The sequence below is a fragment of the Botrimarina sp. genome, from assembly GCF_040219535.1.
Lineage (GTDB): Bacteria > Planctomycetota > Planctomycetia > Pirellulales > Lacipirellulaceae > Botrimarina.
In genome coordinates this window covers 74,266-91,501 of record NZ_JAVJSH010000037.1, presented here as the reverse complement: position 1 = coordinate 91,501, position 17,236 = coordinate 74,266, and the positions used below count along the sequence as shown (strand labels likewise).

Sequence of the window (17,236 nt, the reverse complement as noted above, 5' to 3'; positions counted from 1 at the left end):
GGTGCTACGCCAAACGCTCCCGCCACTTCGCCGGATCACGGGCTGTGTGCAATACACCAGCGAAGTAGAGCACCCGCGCTTCGAGTTCGAACAGCACCACGTAAGGGAACTTCGGCACGCTCGCGTAACGGGCCTCACCCTCGAAACGAGGAAACTGCTCCGGCGCCCCCTCGACTCTTGCGACGGTGGACTTTGTCAGTCGGACAAACTCATCCCCTAGGCCAGCCGCCCGGCGGTCGTACCAATCAGCCGCTTCACGGACATCGCAGTCGAACAGCGGGTGGAACTCAACCCGCTCAGCCACGACGTGTCTCGACACGCCGCCAGACTTCATCGGCCGTCAGGTTGCCTGAGGGGTTGGCCTTCATCTCCGCCAGCCGCTGCAGGGCTTCCCGGCGGGCCCAATCCGGCAGCGGAAGGGGCTCCGATGACGCGCCGATGTCGTCCCACAGCCGCTCGACCAGTTCGAGCTTCTCCGCGATCGGCAAACCCTCAAGGCTTTCGAATTCCATCGTTGGCTAGTACTCCGATAATCGGCTCCCACCTTCTCGAGTATCGCCCAGCCCGACGCGCCGGTCAAACTCAGCCCGTGGCGACCCCCCCGGCGCCAAACTAAACTAGAGGGTTCCCCCGGGGCCCCCGACCCCCGTCCCTCGCCCCCCGTCCGCCCCGCCCCATGCTCCGCTACCAGACCGCCGGCGAATCCCACGGCCAGACCCTGATCGCGCTGGTCGATGGCTTCCCGGCCGGCGTGCCGCTCGACACCGCGCCGATCGACGCCGACCTCAAGCGGCGCCAGGGGGGCTACGGCCGCGGCGGGCGGCAACGCATCGAGACCGACAGGGTCCGGGTCCGCACCGGCATCTGGCAGGGCGTGTCGCTCGGCTCGCCGATCGCGCTGGAGGTCGTCAACAAGGACTACAAGCTCGAGCGCCTAGAAGACCTCCCCCGGCCCCGCCCCGGCCACGCGGACCTCACCGGCAGCATCAAGCACCTGGGCGGCATCCGGCCGATCCTCGAACGCTCGTCGGCGCGCGAGACCGCCGTGCGGGTCGCGGCCGGCGGGCTCGCCAAGCTGCTGCTGAAGGAGTTTGGCATCGAGGCGCTGGGCTACGTCGTCGAACTCGGCGGCGAGCGGATCGACCCGGTCGAGGGGACCGTCGAAGAGCTCCGCGCGATCCGCGACTCGAGCGAGATCTACGCGCTCAACCCCGACCGCGACGACGACATCAAAGAGCTCATCAAGAAGACCGGCAAGGCCGGCGACACGCTCGGCGGCGTGGTCGAGGTGCGCGTCACCGGGTTGCCGATCGGCCTGGGGACCCACGCCCAATGGGACCGCAAGCTCGACGGCCGGCTCGCCCAAGCCGTGATGGCCGTGCAGGCGATCAAGGGGGTCGAGATCGGCCTCGGCTTCGAGGCCGCCCGCCGGCCCGGCTCTCAGGTGCACGACCCGATCCACTACGACGCGGCCCAGAAGGACTCCCCCAACCTGGGCTACACCCGCCCCTCGAACAACGCGGGAGGGCTCGAAGGGGGCATGACCAACGGCCAGCCCCTGGTCGTCCGCGCGGCGAAGAAGCCGATCAGCACGCTCGCCAAGCCGCTGGCAAGCGTGAACCTCCAGACAAAAGAGGCGGCCGAGGCGAGCTACGAACGCTCGGACGTCTGCGCGGTCCCCGCCGCGAGCGTCATCGTCGAAGCGGTAGTCGCCTTCGAGATCGCCGCCGCCCTGGTCGATAAGTTCGGTAGCGACAGCCTCACAGAGATGAAGGCGCGCTACGAGCTCTTCCTCCAGATGGCCCGGGAAAGATAGCGATTTCGGATTTCGGATTGCGGGATCGCCCCCGGGCGGCGCCGCCACGGGATCACTCCGCATTCCGCAATCCGAACTCCGCAATCGATCGATGCTTCTCGAAAAGACCCAACGCCGCTTGTGCCGCGCGCTGTTCTTGCTCGGCTGCGTGCTGCCGACGCTAGCGGTGGCGGGCTTCGTGGTCGATCGTTGGGCGCCCGGCTACGAGCGTGAATTGCTAGCGACGCTCGGCGAGGCGCTCGAGGCCCGCGTGGAGTGCGACCGAGTGCTCACGCCCCGGCCGGGCGTGGTCGAGCTGCGCGGCGTGCGGCTCACCACGCCGACCACCGGCAAGCCGTTGGCGGATTGCACGTCGGCGATCGCCGCCCGCGACGGCGCGCGCTGGCGGCTGACGCTCGGCGAGGTCCGCGTTCCCGACGCGCCGATCGCCGCCCGCTGGCTGCAGCAACTCGTCCGCACGCCGCTGGTCGTGGACGGGCGTTGCGTGTCGCTCGAGCTGAACGGCGCCGCGCCGATCGCCAAGGCCCGGTTCAAGCTCGCTGGCGCGGCCGAGCGGAGCTTTACGCTAGCGGGGCAGGGCGCCACGCTGAGCGTCGCCCACGCCGGCGGAGCGTGGTCCGCCCGCGCGGCCACCGGCCCACTCGCCGCGCCGGCCGCTTGGCTGCCGGGCGAGCCGCTGGGCTTCGCCGCGGCGCGATCGGCTGTCTTCAACGGCGAGTGCCGATCCGATTGGTCCGACGCCGAGCCGACCCTCGCCAGCACGGCGACCGGCACGGCCCGGTTCGACGAGGTCGAGGTGGGCGGCCTCAGCGCGTCGACCGGCTCGCTACGGCTAGACGAGTTCCACTGGCGGGGCGCGCAGGTCGTGCGGCTCGCGGGGCGGCTCGACTTGCGCGACGGCAAGCTCTCGCGCGAGGTGGTGTATGGCATGCACACCGCGATGGGTTGCCAGCTCTGGGACGAGATGCACCGCCGCTACAACGACCCCAACTACGAAGCCGGGGCGCCGTTCTCGCAGTTCGCGTGCGAGGTCGAGCTCGACGCTAGCGGGCTGACGGTCGTGGCCGGTTGCGGCGAGATCGACGGCCGGTTCCGCGGCGACCGGCTGGGCCACGCGATCGCCGAGCACGACGGCGAGGCCCTCCTCCGCGAGCCGCTCACCCGCCCGCTGCCGCCCCACACGCTGGTCCGCGCGTGGCGCCCGCTCGACGCGGCCGAGCTGCCCGCCAGCCGGGCCGCGATCCACGCGGCCAGCCGCCTGCCGGACGCGAGCACGCGGTGATAGCAGCGGAAGAGGCGCTAGTTGCAAGGCGCTCGGCGCTAGTTCTTGCTGAGCAGCTCGATGCCGGCTTCAGACTGCTACCTGCCAACTAGCGCCTAGCGCCTGGCAACTAGCGCCTTCGCTTCTGTTGCCGCGGCGCTGCCGGTGCTGGTACAAGGCGGGCCCCGTCCGCTCCCAGAAGCCCCCCCTGCTAGCTCGCTATGCCGGCGCCCGGCGACCCGCTGCTGTTCTACACCGGCGCCGCGCTCTGCCTGGCGGTCGTCGGGCAAGCGACGCTCGGCTTGGTCGGTTTGCTCCGCGCGCGTGCGCAGCGACGCCAGCGATCCGACGCCGACGCGGCCGCGTTCCGCACCGAAGCGGCGGCCGCCGCCGAGTCGGCCCGCGCGCGGCTCGCGCGGCGCGTCGCTTGGGAAGGCCGCCGGCCCCTGCGGGTGTCGGCCGTGGTCGACGAGTCGCCCGGCGTGAAGTCGATCTACCTGACCGACCCGGCCGGCAACCCGCTGCCGCGGTTTTTGCCGGGCCAGTACCTCACGGTCGCGTTGCCCGCCGGCGAGGGAGGCGCCGAGGTCGTGCGTTGCTATTCCTTTTCGGACCGGCCGCGCCCCGAGTACTACCGCGTCTCCGTACGCCGGCAAGACGCGCCGAGCGACCCGCCCGGCGCGCCGGCCGGGGCGGCCAGTACGTGGCTGCACGCCAACGCGCGGGAGGGCCTTGCGCTGCTTTGCGAGGCCCCCCGCGGCGCGTTCTTCTACAACCCGGCCCAGCCCCGCGCGGCGGTGCTCGTCGGCGCCGGCGTCGGCGTGACGCCGCTCGTTGCGATGCTCGAAGCGATCCACCACGCGCGGCTCGACACTCCCACCCACGCGTTCTTCGGCTTCCGCGACGGCGCGTCGCGCTTGTGGCCCGACCGGCTGCGCGAGATCGCCGAGGCGGACCCCCGCGTGTCGGTCCACGTCTCGCTGTCGCGGCCCGCGCCGGGCGACAAGCTGGGCGAGGATTACCACGCGGCGGGGCGGCTGTCGGTCGAAACGCTGCGCCGCGCGTTGCCGTCGAGCAACTACGAGTTCTTCCTCTGCGGCCCGGGACGCATGATGCAGTCGATGGCCATCGACCTGCTCGAGTGGGGCGTGCCGGACACGGCGATCCACTTCGAGGCCTTCGGCCCTGCGAGCGTCAGCCTCGAGGCCGGCGCGATTCTCCAGAAGGCGCTCGGCAGCCCGGTCCGCTTCGCCGCCGACGCGCCGCCGCTGGTTTGGGATGGCAAGCACGCCACGCTGCTCGACCTGGCCGAAGCGACCGGCGTGCCGATCGCCGCCGGCTGCCGCGCGGGCAACTGCGGCGCGTGCCGCGTCCGCGTCGTCCAGGGGAAGGTGGCCGTGCTCCGCAAGGCGGGCGCGACGACCGCCGACGGGGAGTGCCTCGCCTGCATCAGCCTGCCCGACGGCCCCGTGTTGCTCGAAGCCTAGACCGCGTTCTCCAACGGGATGGACCCCGTGCCGATCGACCCGCGACCCCGACCCACCGCCCCCGCCCGCCTGGCCGCAGGCGGGTGGCTGCTCGCGCTAGCGGCGGGCGCCGCCGCGCAGCCGACGCAGCCCACCGGCGGCGACCCGCTGGACGCGGCCCGGGTCGTCGGCGCCGACGCGTGCACCAAGTGCCACGCGGCCGAGATGGCCCAGTGGCAGCGCACCCCCCACCACCAAACGATCGACACGCTCCACCGCAAGCCCGAAGCCGACGCGATCGCCGACCGCCTGGGCCTGCGGAGCGTCAAACGCAACGACACCTGCGTCCGCTGCCACTACACGCCTATCGAGCAAAGCGGCCGCGTGCGGATCGACTCGGGCGTGTCGTGCGAGTCTTGCCACGGGCCCGCGCGGGACTGGATCGAAGTCCACGCGGAGTACGGGCCGGGCGTCACACGCGAGACCGAGTCGCCCGAGGCCCGTCAGCGCCGCCGCCTGGCGAGCATCGGCGCGGGGATGAACAACCCTTCGAACCTGTACCTGATCGCGCGGCAGTGCCTGGACTGCCACACCACGCCCGACGAACGGCTGGTCGACGTGGGCCAGCACCCGGCGGGCAGCGGCGAGTTCGAGCTCGTGAGCTGGTCGCAAGGCATGGTGCGCCACAACTTCGTCCGCTCCGGCGGCGCCGTCAACGCGCCCAGCGCGTTGCCGCGCGTGCGGGTGATGTACGTGGTGGGCCTGATGACCGACCTGGAGTACAGCCTGCGGGCGGTCGCCCGAGCGACCGACGCGGGCCGCTTCGGCCGCACCAGCGCCGCCCGCGCAGCCGACCGCAAGCAGAAGCTGTGGGCGGTGCAGCGGCTCGTCGACGACCCGCTGGTGGCGACCGCGCTGGAGTCGGTCAGCGACCTGGAGCTGACGCTCGGCAACGCCGACGCGATCAACGCCGCCGCCGACGCGATCGGCGCCGCCGCCTACGCGTTCGCCGAACGCGCCGACGGCGCCCGCCTGGCCCCAATCGACGACCTGCTCCCGCCCCCATCGCAATACAAGTGACCCCGCTTTAGCCGAAGGCGCTAGCCTCGGGTGGCTAGCCAAACAGGCCCGAGGCTAGCGCCTACGGCTCAAGCAACTGACCGCTATTTTCCGGCAACCGCCATGCTCACTATCGCCCGCCGCCGACCCGAGCGTTGGGACAAGCCGCTCGACCCGGGCATGTCCGATCGCGCGGTGGACCGGCTGCTGCGCGTGCCGCCGTTCGTGGCGATGGACCCGGCCGCGTTCCCCCGCACGACGCCGCTGCGCGACCTGCTGAAGCACGACACGCGGCTCCTCAACCGCGAGCCGGGGCAGATCGTCGTCCGCGAGGGGGACTACGGGTCGAGCGCGTTCCTGGTGCTCGACGGTCAGGCGCGGGTCACGCTCGAGAACCTCCCGCCCGAGGCGCTCGGCCGCTCCGCGCGGCGTTCGGGCGGGCTCACACGGGCGATCGCGCGGCTCTTCAGCCAGCGGCAGACCCCCGAGGTCCGCCCCGCCGACGCCGTGCTCCCCACGCCCTCGCTGCCCGGCGGCGGCGTCTTCTTGCAAGACATGCCCGCCGTGCTCTCGTCGGCCGGCGTGGCCGCGCTGGGGCCCGGCGAGCTGTTCGGCGAGCAAGCCGCGATCACCCGCGCGCCGCACACGGCCACCGTGTTCGCCGAGACCCCGTGCGTGCTGCTAGAGATCCGCTGGCAAGGGCTCCGCGACCTGATGCGGCACACGCCCGCGCTGCGCGAGCACCTCGACACGCTTTACCGCCGCAACCACCTGAAGAACCACCTGCGAAGCACGCCGTTGCTCGCCGGCCTGACCGACGCCGCGCTGGACCGCGTGGCCGCGAGCGTGCGGTTCGCGTCGTTCGGCGAGTTCGACTGGTCGGAGCGCGCCAAGGCCGACGCCGTGCTCGACCCGGTCGAGCGCCTGCGCCGCGAGCCCCTCGTGGTTGAAGAGGGGCAGCCCGTCGAGTCCGTGGTCCTGGTGCGCAACGGCTTCGCGCGGCTAACCGTGGCCGTCGGCGAGGGGCACCGCACGATCGCGTACCTCGGCCGCGGCCGCACGCTCGGCGCGGAGGAGATCGCGCTGGCGGCCGACCGCGGCGAGGGGCCCAAGTGGCGGCGCTCCCTCCGCGCGGTCGGCCACCTCGACACGCTCCTGGTTCCGCCGGAGGCCTTCCTGAAGGAGGTCCTGCCGACGATCCCCGGCAAGCAACGCCGGCGGTGGGCCGAGCGTGCGGCGCTGCCCGACGAGGAGCACCAGCCCGCGATCGGCGCGGCCGCCGCCCGCACGCTCGACTACCTCGTCGACCAACGCCTGACCAACGGCACGCAGGCGATGGTCATCGACCTGGACCGCTGCACCCGCTGCGACGACTGCGTCCGCGCGTGCGCCGCCATGCACGACGGCAACCCGCGCTTCGTCCGCCAGGGCGACCAGCACGACACGCTGCAGTTCGCCCAGGCGTGTATGCACTGCGTCGACCCGGTCTGCATGATCGGCTGCCCTACCGGCGCGATCCACCGCGACGAAGCGACCGGCGTCGTGCGGATCAACGCCTCGACCTGCGTGGGCTGCTCGGCCTGCGCAAACAGCTGCCCCTACAGCGCGATCCAGATGGTCGAGCTCCGCGAGCCGTCCGGCGCGATCGTCGTCGACGGGGACACCGGTCAGCCGCTGTTGCGCGCGACCAAGTGCGACCTGTGCAACGGCCTGCCCTCGGGCCCGGTCTGCCAGCACGCGTGCCCGCACGACGCGCTCGTGCGGCTGGACCTCACGAACCCCAGCACGCTCGCCGCCTGGAGCCAACATTAACCGCGCGAAGCAAGTCCGCCGCCGCTACAAGAACGCCGCGTGGGCCGCCGGCGCGTTGGCCCTTTGCGCGGCGTGGGTCGCGTGGCTCGACGCGTCGCTGGCGCGGACCGCGTACGCGACCGGCTACGCGCTGTGGGCCGCGGTGCTGCTGCTGGCCGCGTACGGGCTCCGCAAGAAGCTCCCCGGCCTGCCGATCGGGGCGAGCCGCCACTGGCTGCGGTGGCACCTGGTGATCGCCGCGGTGTCGCTCGGCCTGTTCGGCTGGCACGCCGGCCTCGCCTGGCCGACCGGCGCGGTCGAGGGGGCGCTGGCCGCCCTCTACCTGGGGACGTTCGCCAGCGGCCTTGTCGGTTTCTACCTCACCCGCACGATCCCGCGGCAGCTAGCCCGCACCAGCGAGCAGTTCATCTACGAGCGGATCCCGCGACTAAAGGAAGCCGCCCGCCGCGACGCGCGGGCCGCGGTGCTCGAAGCGGTCCACGCGACCGGCGCGACCACGCTGGCCGACTTCTACGCCGACCGCGTGCACGGCTTCCTCGGCCGCCCCCGCGCGTGGCGCTACACGCTCCGCCCAACCGGCGCCGCTCGCCAGCGGCTGTTCAACGAGCTGCGCGGCGTCGACCGCTTCCTTACCGACCCGGAGCGCGACGCGGCCGACCGGTTGTTCAAGCTCGTCCGCCGCAAAGACGACCTCGACTTCCACGCGGCCCGCCAGGGCCTGCTCAAGGCGTGGCTCTTCGCCCACCTCGCGCTGACTTGGGCGCTGGTGCTGGTCGGCACGGCGCACGGCGTGCTCGCGCTCGCGTTCCGCGGGGGGCCCACGCCATGACCGCCCCCACGCCCGGCCCCGGCGGCTACGACCGCCCCAACCGCCGCTGGCAATGCGGCTGCGACGATACGCCGTGCTCGCGCGGCCCCGACCCCCACGGCCGCTGCCCCGCGCTGGGCGAGTGCGCGCCGACGCGCGACGGCGACCGCTGGCTCTGCAACCGCAGCCCGCTGCGCGGCGGCGCCTGCCCCGACGGCCCCACGCCCGACGGCCGCTGCTGCCTCGCCAAGCGATGCCGGCCGCGGCGCAGCCTGCGCGCGATCCGCGGCCGCTGGCTGCGCGGCGCGGCGGTGTTCACGCTCGGCGCCGTGTTGATGCTGCTCGGCGCCGCCGGCCGCAACGAGGTGCTCGCCCCCGGCGAGCTGACCAGCCACCACGCCCAAGTCATCGCGCGCGACGCGTGGGCCAACCGCTGCGCCGCCTGCCACCCCGGCGCCAACAACGGCCCCGGCGAGTGGCTCGCGTCCGCGATCGCCGGCGGGGGCGACGACCCGCACAACACGCAGAGCGCGCTCTGCCTCGATTGCCACAAACAGCTCGACGCCGACGGCGCCGCGCCGCTCCTCGCCCACGGCCTGCCCGCCGACACGCTGCAGCGGCGCCCGGCCTCCTGGCTCACCCCCACCGAAGCGCTGCTCGCCGCCCCGCGCGGGCGGGGCGAGGCCGATGCGCTCGCCTGCGCCGCTTGCCACCAAGAGCACCACGGCGCCGGCCACGACCTCGCCGCCATCACCGACGCGCGTTGCCAAGCCTGCCACGCCGAGCGGTTCCACAGCTTCGCGACCGACCACCCCGACTTCGGCCTGTGGCCTGTCGAGCGGCGCACCCGGATCGCTTTCAACCACGGATCGCACAGCCGCGAGCACTACGTCAAAGCGAATCGCGACTTCGACTGCCGCGCGTGCCATGTGCCTGACGCGGCGGGCGACCTCACCGCACGCGTCGACTACCACGCGGCCTGCGGCGAGTGCCACGAGGCGGACCTCAAGAACAGCTTCGGCGAGGGGGTCGACTTCCTCGCCTTGCCGATGATCGACCACGACGCGCTCGTCGACGCCGGCCACGCGCCCCCCGCGTGGCCCGACGCGCTCCGCGGCGACTTCGACGGCGGGCTCCCCCCGTTCACCAAGCTGCTCCTCGCCGCCGACCCCCGCGCGGCCGAAGCGATGACGCTGCTCGGCGAGGACTTCAGCTTCTTCGACGTCGACCCACGCGACCCGCAGCGGGTCGCCGCCGCGCAATCGCTCGCCGAGGCGCTCCGTCGGCTGCTCGACGACTTGCAAGAGGAGGGGCACGGCGCGGTCTCTTACCGGATCGGCAAGCTGTCCGGGGCCGAGCCCGACAAAGCGGCGCCGGCCAGCGAGGCCGACCTCGTCGCGCGGCTCCCGATCGAGCTGGTCGACCGCGCGCTCGCGACCTGGTTCTCCGGCGCCGAGCCGCCCGAGCCGTTCGACGCGATTGAAGACCGCCGCACCGGCGGCGCGTGGTCGCTCGACGACTCTCGGTTCACGCTCCGCTACCGCCCGTCGGGCCACGACGACCCGTGGCTCCGCGCGTGGCTCGACGCGATCGCCGCCCTCCCATCAGAGCACGCCGCCCTACAGCAAGCCTGCCTCGCCGAGTTCGCCCGCCCCGGCGCGCCGGGGGGATGTATCGAGTGCCACAGCGTCGAGCGCGACGGCGACCGCCTCACGATCAACTGGCGCGGCCGCGACCGCTTGAGCGAGCCGCGCGGCTTCACGAGGTTCAGCCACCGCCCGCACACCGCGCAGCCCGAGCTGGCCGACTGCACCGCGTGCCACCGCCTGGAAGAGCCAGCCGCCACACCGGCCACCTATGCGACGGCCGCGTACACGAGCCACGACCCGCAACAGTTCACGACCGACCTGGCGCCCATCGCCAAAGCCGCCTGCACCCCTTGCCACCGCCCCCACGCGGCCGGCGAGGGCTGCACCCAGTGCCACAACTACCACGTCGAACCCGGCGCGTTGAAAGGTCTGGCTGGGTCCGAACCCAAAGCCGCCCCAACCGTGGGAGGCCTCGCCCCACGCCGATGACGCGCCGCGCCGACTGTGGGGGGCGCCCCACGGCGGCGGAACCCGCCTGGTCGACGCGGCCCATCGTCGGAGGACCGACGGAGCGAGGGCGAGTTCAGAGAGCCACTAGCGGCCCGAGGTGAGCGGCGCCAACGCGGGCGTCGGGCGATCGGAACTCGCCGTGGTGAGCCGCGCCGCGGCGGCTTGGCAGCCTGAGAGGTGCGGCCCGACGATCCCCTGTCAGGCGTCGCTTCTCCTCGGAGGCCGTCGCGACCGCCGCGAGTCAGCCGGCCGCGTTCGGCGCCGAGGGTGAGGCACCCGCCATCTCGAACAAGAAGTCTTACTTGGGACTCACCACGTTCGTCGGCTCAACGTTGCTAGGCCGCTCAAGCCCAGCAGGACGATCGCCGTCGGCTCGGGGATGGTCATGGCTGTGGCTAGGCCCGAGTTGGTTTGCCGACCGAAGTTGTCCCGCCAGACCAAGTAGTCGGCGTCATCGATCCGGCCGTCGCGGTTGCCGTCGGCGGGGAAAAACGTGCCCGTCAGGCCAAATGTGTCTCGCCAGACGGTGTAGTCGGCGGCGTTGACGGCGCCGTCGGCGTTGTAGTCGCCGGGGATGGTAAACGTTTCGGTCAATGTCAGGCGGGCGCCGCTGCTGAGGAAATCGTCGCCCGAGAAGTCAAACGAGAAGGGGGCGCCGTCGGCCAGCACGCCCGAGAGGACCGCGTCTTGCGCGTCGTTGGTGATGAATTGGGTGGGCTGAATGAAGAGATTTGCCGGTGAGCCGTCGATCAGAAAGTCCGAGCCGAAGAGGTTCACCTCGCTGCCCGACCCGAAGAAGACCCCGTCGCCGAACGTGCCGCCGCTGATGTTCACGACGCTGTCGGACCCGGCTTCAAAATCGGGCCCGAGGTTGCCACCGGTGATGTTGACTGCGCCACCTTCGACGACGAACTCCTCAAAATCCCCGCCGTTGATGTTGACCACGCTGCCGGCCTCGGCGGTGAACTCAGTGCCGATCTGCCCGCCGCTGAAGTTGAACGTGCTGCCGCTCTGGGCCTCCGACTGGTTGCCGATCGTGCCGCCGCTGAAATTGACGACGCTGCCGGCGCCACCACTGAACGCGCGCCCCACGTCGCCGCTGCGGATGTTGACGGTGCCGTTCACCACGGCGGCATCGTCACCGAGACGGCCCCCTTCGAGGTTGAGTGTGCTGCCGTCCACCGTCTCGAAGAATTTTCCCAGCACACCGCCCTCGCGGACGGTCAGCGTCTGGCCGGCACGCAGGCCTGAGGGGCGGCCGTGGTCCGCGGTGTCGATCACCTGCGGCGTCGTGTCGAGCGTCGGCAGGGCAACCTGAGTAAGCTCCAGGCCGACGACGTCGTCGCTGCGGTTGCCGGCGAAAATAAAGGCCGAACCGTCCGCAAGCGTGCCGGTGAAGAGGTCGTCGTCGCCGACCGTGAGGGTCGATCCGGTGAAACTCTCGCCGTTCAAACGGAACTCCCCGCCGAACAACTCGGCATCGGTACCCGCTTCGAGGTCGAAGTTGAACCCGATCGCCCCGCCGGCGATATCGACTGTGCTGCCGGGCAACGCGGTGAATCGCTCTACCACGCCACCTTGGATACTGATGGTGCTTCCGGCTTGGGCTTCGAAGAAGCTGTCCAAGGTGCCGCCCATGACACTCACCACACTGCCCGAGTGGGCGTCGCTAAATCTCCCCCAGGCGCCGCCGGTGAGATTCACCACGGCACCGGCATACGCATTGGAGAAGGCGTCGACCTCGCCGCCGCTGATGTTGACCGTGCTGCGAGAGAACCCCGAGTGGTCGCCGATGAACCCGCCTTCGATGTTCACGGTTGCGTCAACGGCCTCGAAGTTGATATCCAGCTCACCACCGCTGCGCAGCGTGAGCGTTTGCCCCGCCCGCAGGCCCGAAGGGCGTACGGGCAGGGGCGTGTCGATAACGATCGGGGTGGTGTCGGCAGGGCCCGGGAGCGACGATTGCCTGAGTTGTACGTCGAGCAGGACATCGTCGACTTGGGGACTGAAGATGAAGGCCGAGCCGTCTTCCAGGACGCCGGTCAGCACGTCGTCACCGCTCAGCGAGAGGTTCAGGAGTTCCGGGGCGGTGAGGGGATTACCGTTGAGAAAGAAGTCTTGGCCGAAGACCTCAACCCCGCTCCCCGCGCGGGCTCGGAACCTCCGGCTGACGGCTCCCCCCTTTAGCAGCACGACGCTTCCAGCAAGCGCCTCGAAGCTCTGATCCACGAGGCCGCCGGTCATGGTCACGTGGCTGCCCGAGAACGCTTGAGCCGTGAAGCCGATCAGGCCGCCGCTGATATTCAGCTCGCCACCGGAACGGACGTCGAGCGACGTGTTGATCCGGCCCCCGCTGACGTTCAGCTCGGCGCCGGCGAGGACGTCGAACGAGGAGTTGATGAAGCCGCCGTCGCCCAGGTTGAGTTGGGTGGTCTGGCCGTCGCCGCCCACGCTCTGGCCGGAGCCGATATTCGGAGCGGGCGGCAGGTCGATCACCGTGTCGAACAAAGCCGGATCGGACGGGCCTGCCTCGAACACCTGGGCGCCGGCCGGAAGAGCCAGCAGCCCCGCCATGGCGATCGCCAGGCACAAGCGGGAACCGATTGCAGCGGTTTCCCGCATGAGTAGAGAAAGTTGGTTCGGCATGGTTCAGGCGGCGGGTTGGCAGCAGGCGGAGCCCAGAGAGCACAGACGATGTGGGGAGCCTGAGTCTAATCCTGCCCGCTGATTCGGATTGGACTAAGTGAGGGATTCTGTTCTTAGATGTCCCCTGGCGGCCGAACCATTGCGTGCCTGGACCAAAAAACGCCAACAACTTGACTAGGCAGAACGCCGCAAGCCAGCGTGACCACGTCTCGGCGCGACGCAGCGAGCTGATTCTTTGAGCACGGGCCAAGTGGGTACGGTTACCGCGTCGGGTGGACCACCACCAGCAAGCTCGCCGCCCCGCGAATCTGCTGAGGTCTTCCGTCGGCGAGGAGACCGCCCGCAGCTAGGCAAGTCGGTGTGAGGGTCCAGCCGTCCGTTCCGCAGCTATGGTCGGTGAACATCACGTCGTCAAGATTTTACACGCCCCAATCCGCTGAGGGGGTATCCTCCTCAACGCGTCGCGGCGGCCGACGACGTCGTGTCGGGTCGCTCCGCGCCGGCCCCCGGGCCTTACTCCTCCGCACGCTTCTTCCCCGTCAGCAGCGACACCACGACCAGCACCGCGAAGCTCAGCGGGATCGTCACCAGCCCAGGCTGGCTGAAGGGGGTCGGCGCGTCGGCGGCCGGCAGGCCGTAGACCTTCGCGTAGGTGTCGGCCGACAAGAGGATCCAAGCGAGCGAGCTGGCCATGCCGACCAGCACGCTCGCGACCACGCCCGAGCGGGTCGTCCGCGGCCAGAACAGCAGCATCACCAGCGCGGGCAGGTTGGCCGACGCGGCCACGCTGAACGCCCAGCCGACCAGGTAGCTCACGTTGAGACCCTTGAACAGCACGCCCAGCACGACCGCCGCCACCCCCACCACGACCGACGCCCCCTTGCCCACCAGGACCTGGGCCTCCTCGCTGAGCGGCTCGCGGCGGAAACTGTCGACCAGGTCGTGCGTGACCGCCCCGGCGCAAGCGAGGATCAGGCCGCTGACGGTTCCCAGCACCGTGGTGAACGCGATCGCCGAGACCACCGCGAACAGCGACTCGCCGATGCTCCGCGCCAAGAGCGGCGCCGCCATGTTGCTGTCGGTCGGGTCCATCGCGCCGGAGGTCATCGCGCCGAGGCCGATGTAGAGCGTGAGCAGGTAGAAGAAGCCGATGCACGCGATGCCGACGATCGTGCTCTTGCGCGCGGCGGCCTCGTCCTTGACCGTGTAGTAACGGATCAGGATGTGCGGCAGCGAGGCCGTGCCGCCGAACAGCGCGAGCATCAGCGACACGAAGTCGAGCTTGTCGAGCCAGTCGCCCGTGCGGATGCCAGCGAACCGCGGGTGCTCGCCGGGCCGGAGGACCTCGCTGCCGGCGGTTGGGCGCGGGTAGTAGACGGTCGACTGGCCGCCGCCGGGCTCGGCGACCACTTGGCTCCGCCACACGCGGACCTCGCTGTCGGAGACCGTGCGGAAGAACTCGATCGGTCCCAGCGGGCCGGTTTCTTCGGCGCCGTCGGGCAGCCGGCTGACCGAGCCGACCGGCTGCAAAGCGGCCTCCCCCTCGCCGCGCCCGCGCGGCAAGCCGGCGACCAGCACGCGGCCGTCGGCGGTGCGTGTGAGCAGCTGGCCCTCGTCGTAGTGGACGGCCCCGTCGGGGCCGGAGCGCCGCGCCCAAACCGAGATCCGACCGGTTGCGGGGTCGCGGGTGCGGAGGAAGTCGATCTCGGCCCAGCCGGCGTCGGCCGGCACGAGCGGTTCGTCAACCAAGTCGGAGAGCTGCTGCGAGGCCGCGGCGGGGGCGGCGGCCGAGCCGGCCAGCGGGCCGACCGTCCGCAGCTCGCCGGGCTGCGCCCTGCCGGGGGCGACCGGCGGCTCGGCGGCGAAGCCGCGCGATAGCACGATCGCCGTGAGGACCGCGCTGAACACGATCAGCAACGCGCCCTTGAGGAACTGCACCCAGGTGGTGGAGACCATGCCCGCGGTGACCACGATCAGGATCACGATCACGCCCACCAGCACCACGCCGGCCCAGTGCGGCAGCCCCAAGAGCGGCTGCACGAGCACGCCGGCGCCGACCATCTGGGGGATCAGGTAGAAGAGGCTGACCGCGAGCGTGCTGACCCCGGCGGCGAGCTTCACGCCGCGCGAGTTGAAGCGGGCGTTCAGGGCGTCGGCGAACGTGTACTTGCCCAGCCGCCGCATCGGCTCTGCCACCACGAACAGCGCGACGACCCAGCCGGCCAGGTAGCCGATCGAGTAGAGGAAGCCGTCGTACCCGTAGAACGCGATCATCCCGCAGATGCCCAGGAACGACGCGGCCGACAGGTAGTCGCCGGCGAACGCCACGCCGTTGACGGCCCACGGGATCTGGCCGTGCGCGGCGAAGTAGCCGGCCGAGGAGGTCGTGCGGCGGCCGAGCCAGAAGCTGAGGCCGAGCGTCACCGCGACGAAAACCGCGAACACCACCAGCGCCAGCGGCGAGAGGTCGTAGATCATCGCGCGCCCCCGGCCGAGGGGGCGTGGGGCGTGTCGTGCCGCTTGCCGCCGCCGCGCACGCCGTAGACCAGCGCGAGCACCAGCGCGAGCACGATCAGGCCGAAACCGCTCACGATCGCCACGTTCAACCCGGCGAAGGCCTCGCGCTCCATGACCGGCGCGGCGAACGCGCTGGTCAGCACGAAGGCCGTGTAACAGACCGCGTAAACGGCGAACAGTCGGAGCCCGAGCCGCGAGATGTTCCGCGGCGACGCGTTGTTTTCCATCGGCCCACAGCAAGAACAGGCGAGCTAGAAGCGCGGCCCCGCGTCGCCGGGGCCGGCAGCGACACAGTAGCCGCTCGGGCGGGCGGCTACAAACCCGGGGGCGCCGCCGCCGTCGCGCGCGGCTCGGCCGCAGCGGTGTGCGAAGCGGTCACAGCCCGCGCGGCCGCCGCCCCCCGCGACCCGCCTGCCGCGGCCGATCCGCCGCGCCGGCCCGCTGTGGGTACGGGCATTGCATCCTCGGTGCGGCAGGCGATTGGAAAGAAAAGCCGGCGGGCCGGGCGGCCCGCCGGCGCGGTCCCTACAGCTGGGAGGAGGTGTGCGATGACTGGCATGCTTGCGACGACGCGTCCCAACGTCCCGTCGCCACGGTTCACCCTCGGGCGTGACGTGTTCGACGACCTAGAACGCTTCGCGGCGCGGGCTTTGGGCGACCGCTTCGGCGAGTTGATCGACTCCGGGTCGATCCCGCCGATCGACGTGTCCGAGACCGACGACTCGGTCGACGTGACGATGGACCTGCCGGGCGTCGATCCGAAGCAGATCGACGTCCGCGTCAACGGCGCGACCCTCACGGTCTCTGCGCGCCGCGAAGAAGAGAAAGAAGAAGAGGGCAAGACCTTCCACCGCGTGGAGCGCCGCGTCGGCTCGTGCAGCCGCACGGTCACGCTCCCCTCCACGGTCGACGACGCAAAGGTCGAGGCCCGCTACCACGACGGCGTGCTGAGCGTGAAGCTCCCCAAGTCTGAAAAGACCAAGGCCCGCAAGATCGCCGTCCAATCGTGAATCGCTGGCGCCCGTCGCGTCACGTTCCAGCCGGTCTCGCCGACGCGGCGGGCGCGTTCTTTCGTCGGGCCCTTGGGAAGGGCCGTGCTTGGCTACGGAGGGCCGTCTTACGAGGAGGGGCTATCCGATGAACTCGCCCCATTGGCTTCTTGTTGGAGCGACCGCGGCGGCGCTGCTCGCCGCTTCGCCCGCGGTGTCGCAACGCGGCGTGGGCGAGCCGGTCGGCGTCGCCCAACAGCCGGACGCGACCGAAACGGTCTCAGTCTCTGGCGTGCTCGAGGAGGTCCGCATCGGGCCGTGCGAGCACACCACCGGCCGCTCGCCGGTCGGCGCGCACCTGATCGTCGCGCCCGACGACTCTGCTGCGGTGAACGTCCACCTCGGACCGAGCGCCGCGGTGGATCGCTACGTGCAGCGGCTGCGGGTCGGCGAGCCGATCGCCGTCGAAGGGTTCACGACGGCCCGGCTGCCCGAAGGGGAAGTCGTCGCGCAGAAGGTCTCGCAGGCCGGCACGACCTACGTGCTCCGCGACGAGAACCTCCGCCCGACCTGGGCGCGGGGGCCCGGCTGGCGGGCCACGGCCGACGCCGCGCCGCCCCGGGACGGTTACCGGTCCGGCTACGGGTACGGCTACCGCGACGCGTGCCGCTACGGCGGCCGTGGCTACTACCGCGACGGCTACGGCTATCGCCAAGGCCCGCCCCGCGGCTGGGGCCGCCGCTACTGGTGAGCCGGGCTGGCT

14 protein-coding genes are annotated in these 17,236 nt (G+C 71.4%); 9 read left to right on the top strand and 5 right to left on the bottom strand.

Going from position 1 to position 17,236, the window contains the following annotated elements:
- Window positions 1-4 precede the first annotated feature (4 nt).
- Together RIC11_RS20580 and RIC11_RS20575 are read right to left on the bottom strand one after the other, a co-directional pair.
- Window positions 5-304, bottom strand: a complete 300-nt coding sequence (locus RIC11_RS20580; RefSeq protein WP_350214281.1) for a type II toxin-antitoxin system RelE/ParE family toxin — start codon at window positions 302-304, stop codon at window positions 5-7.
- Window positions 297-512: an addiction module protein gene (locus RIC11_RS20575; protein WP_350214280.1), complete on the bottom strand. Its 216-nt coding sequence runs from the start codon at window positions 510-512 to the stop codon at window positions 297-299. The genes RIC11_RS20580 and RIC11_RS20575 overlap by 8 nt, the downstream gene beginning before the upstream one ends.
- 164 nt (window positions 513-676) lie before the next feature.
- Here RIC11_RS20575 and aroC point away from each other — a divergent pair, with 164 nt between their 5' ends.
- The 7 genes from aroC to RIC11_RS20540 all read left to right on the top strand — a co-directional run bounded on the left by aroC (window position 677) and on the right by RIC11_RS20540 (window position 10,300).
- The gene (aroC, locus tag RIC11_RS20570) at window positions 677-1,816 is read left to right on the top strand and encodes a chorismate synthase (RefSeq protein WP_350214279.1); all 1,140 of its coding nucleotides are present in this window, start codon (window positions 677-679) and stop codon (window positions 1,814-1,816) included.
- 91 nt (window positions 1,817-1,907) lie between these two features.
- Window positions 1,908-3,098, top strand: a complete 1,191-nt coding sequence (locus tag RIC11_RS20565; RefSeq protein ID WP_350214278.1) for a hypothetical protein — start codon at window positions 1,908-1,910, stop codon at window positions 3,096-3,098.
- Between the two features lie 200 nt (window positions 3,099-3,298).
- Window positions 3,299-4,564, top strand: a complete 1,266-nt coding sequence (locus RIC11_RS20560) for a 2Fe-2S iron-sulfur cluster-binding protein (RefSeq protein WP_350214277.1) — start codon at window positions 3,299-3,301, stop codon at window positions 4,562-4,564.
- 27 nt (window positions 4,565-4,591) lie between these two features.
- Window positions 4,592-5,623 carry a cytochrome c family protein gene (locus RIC11_RS20555; protein ID WP_350214276.1) on the top strand — a complete coding sequence of 344 codons (1,032 nt, stop codon included), beginning with the start codon at window positions 4,592-4,594 and terminating at the stop codon, window positions 5,621-5,623.
- A 102-nt stretch (window positions 5,624-5,725) separates the two neighbouring features.
- Window positions 5,726-7,414 carry a cyclic nucleotide-binding domain-containing protein gene (locus RIC11_RS20550; protein WP_350214275.1) on the top strand — a complete coding sequence of 563 codons (1,689 nt, stop codon included), beginning with the start codon at window positions 5,726-5,728 and terminating at the stop codon, window positions 7,412-7,414.
- A gap of 55 nt (window positions 7,415-7,469) precedes the next feature.
- Entirely contained in the window at window positions 7,470-8,243 is a 774-nt protein-coding gene (locus RIC11_RS20545) for a hypothetical protein (RefSeq protein ID WP_350214274.1), read from the top strand.
- On the top strand, window positions 8,240-10,300 hold the full coding sequence (locus RIC11_RS20540; RefSeq protein WP_350214273.1) for a hypothetical protein: 2,061 nt from the start codon (window positions 8,240-8,242) through the stop codon (window positions 10,298-10,300). The genes RIC11_RS20545 and RIC11_RS20540 overlap by 4 nt, the downstream gene beginning before the upstream one ends.
- Before the next feature lie 330 nt (window positions 10,301-10,630).
- Here RIC11_RS20540 and RIC11_RS20535 read toward each other — a convergent pair whose 3' ends face one another.
- The 3 genes from RIC11_RS20535 to RIC11_RS20525 form a co-directional block, all read right to left on the bottom strand.
- Window positions 10,631-12,967 (bottom strand): hypothetical protein, encoded by a 2,337-nt coding sequence (locus tag RIC11_RS20535; RefSeq protein WP_350214272.1) that lies wholly within the window; start codon window positions 12,965-12,967, stop codon window positions 10,631-10,633.
- 513 nt (window positions 12,968-13,480) lie between these two features.
- Complete coding sequence (locus RIC11_RS20530) at window positions 13,481-15,445, bottom strand: sodium/solute symporter (protein ID WP_350214271.1); 1,965 nt, start codon at window positions 15,443-15,445, stop codon at window positions 13,481-13,483.
- On the bottom strand, window positions 15,442-15,711 hold the full coding sequence (locus RIC11_RS20525) for a DUF485 domain-containing protein (protein WP_350214270.1): 270 nt from the start codon (window positions 15,709-15,711) through the stop codon (window positions 15,442-15,444). Before RIC11_RS20525 ends, RIC11_RS20530 begins: the two co-directional genes overlap by 4 nt.
- Before the next feature lie 321 nt (window positions 15,712-16,032).
- Between RIC11_RS20525 and RIC11_RS20520 the strand changes: the two genes are divergently transcribed.
- Together RIC11_RS20520 and RIC11_RS20515 are read left to right on the top strand one after the other, a co-directional pair.
- Window positions 16,033-16,494 carry an Hsp20/alpha crystallin family protein gene (locus RIC11_RS20520; protein WP_350214269.1) on the top strand — a complete coding sequence of 154 codons (462 nt, stop codon included), beginning with the start codon at window positions 16,033-16,035 and terminating at the stop codon, window positions 16,492-16,494.
- Between the two features lie 127 nt (window positions 16,495-16,621).
- Window positions 16,622-17,224 (top strand): hypothetical protein, encoded by a 603-nt coding sequence (locus RIC11_RS20515; protein WP_350214268.1) that lies wholly within the window; start codon window positions 16,622-16,624, stop codon window positions 17,222-17,224.
- Window positions 17,225-17,236 lie beyond the last annotated feature (12 nt).

What these genes read in the sequence shown, in the direction of transcription:
- RIC11_RS20575 (WP_350214280.1), bottom strand. Translation starts at nt 512, where the DNA reads ATGGAATTCGAAAGCCTTGAGGGTTTGCCGATCGCGGAGAAGCTCGAA.
- aroC (WP_350214279.1), top strand. Translation starts at nt 677, where the DNA reads ATGCTCCGCTACCAGACCGCCGGCGAATCCCACGGCCAGACCCTGATC.
- RIC11_RS20565 (WP_350214278.1), top strand. Translation starts at nt 1,908, where the DNA reads ATGCTTCTCGAAAAGACCCAACGCCGCTTGTGCCGCGCGCTGTTCTTG.
- RIC11_RS20560 (WP_350214277.1), top strand. Translation starts at nt 3,299, where the DNA reads ATGCCGGCGCCCGGCGACCCGCTGCTGTTCTACACCGGCGCCGCGCTC.
- RIC11_RS20550 (WP_350214275.1), top strand. Translation starts at nt 5,726, where the DNA reads ATGCTCACTATCGCCCGCCGCCGACCCGAGCGTTGGGACAAGCCGCTC.
- RIC11_RS20540 (WP_350214273.1), top strand. Translation starts at nt 8,240, where the DNA reads ATGACCGCCCCCACGCCCGGCCCCGGCGGCTACGACCGCCCCAACCGC.
- RIC11_RS20535 (WP_350214272.1), bottom strand. Translation starts at nt 12,967, where the DNA reads ATGCCGAACCAACTTTCTCTACTCATGCGGGAAACCGCTGCAATCGGT.
- RIC11_RS20530 (WP_350214271.1), bottom strand. Translation starts at nt 15,445, where the DNA reads ATGATCTACGACCTCTCGCCGCTGGCGCTGGTGGTGTTCGCGGTTTTC.
- RIC11_RS20525 (WP_350214270.1), bottom strand. Translation starts at nt 15,711, where the DNA reads ATGGAAAACAACGCGTCGCCGCGGAACATCTCGCGGCTCGGGCTCCGA.
- RIC11_RS20520 (WP_350214269.1), top strand. Translation starts at nt 16,033, where the DNA reads ATGACTGGCATGCTTGCGACGACGCGTCCCAACGTCCCGTCGCCACGG.
- RIC11_RS20515 (WP_350214268.1), top strand. Translation starts at nt 16,622, where the DNA reads ATGAACTCGCCCCATTGGCTTCTTGTTGGAGCGACCGCGGCGGCGCTG.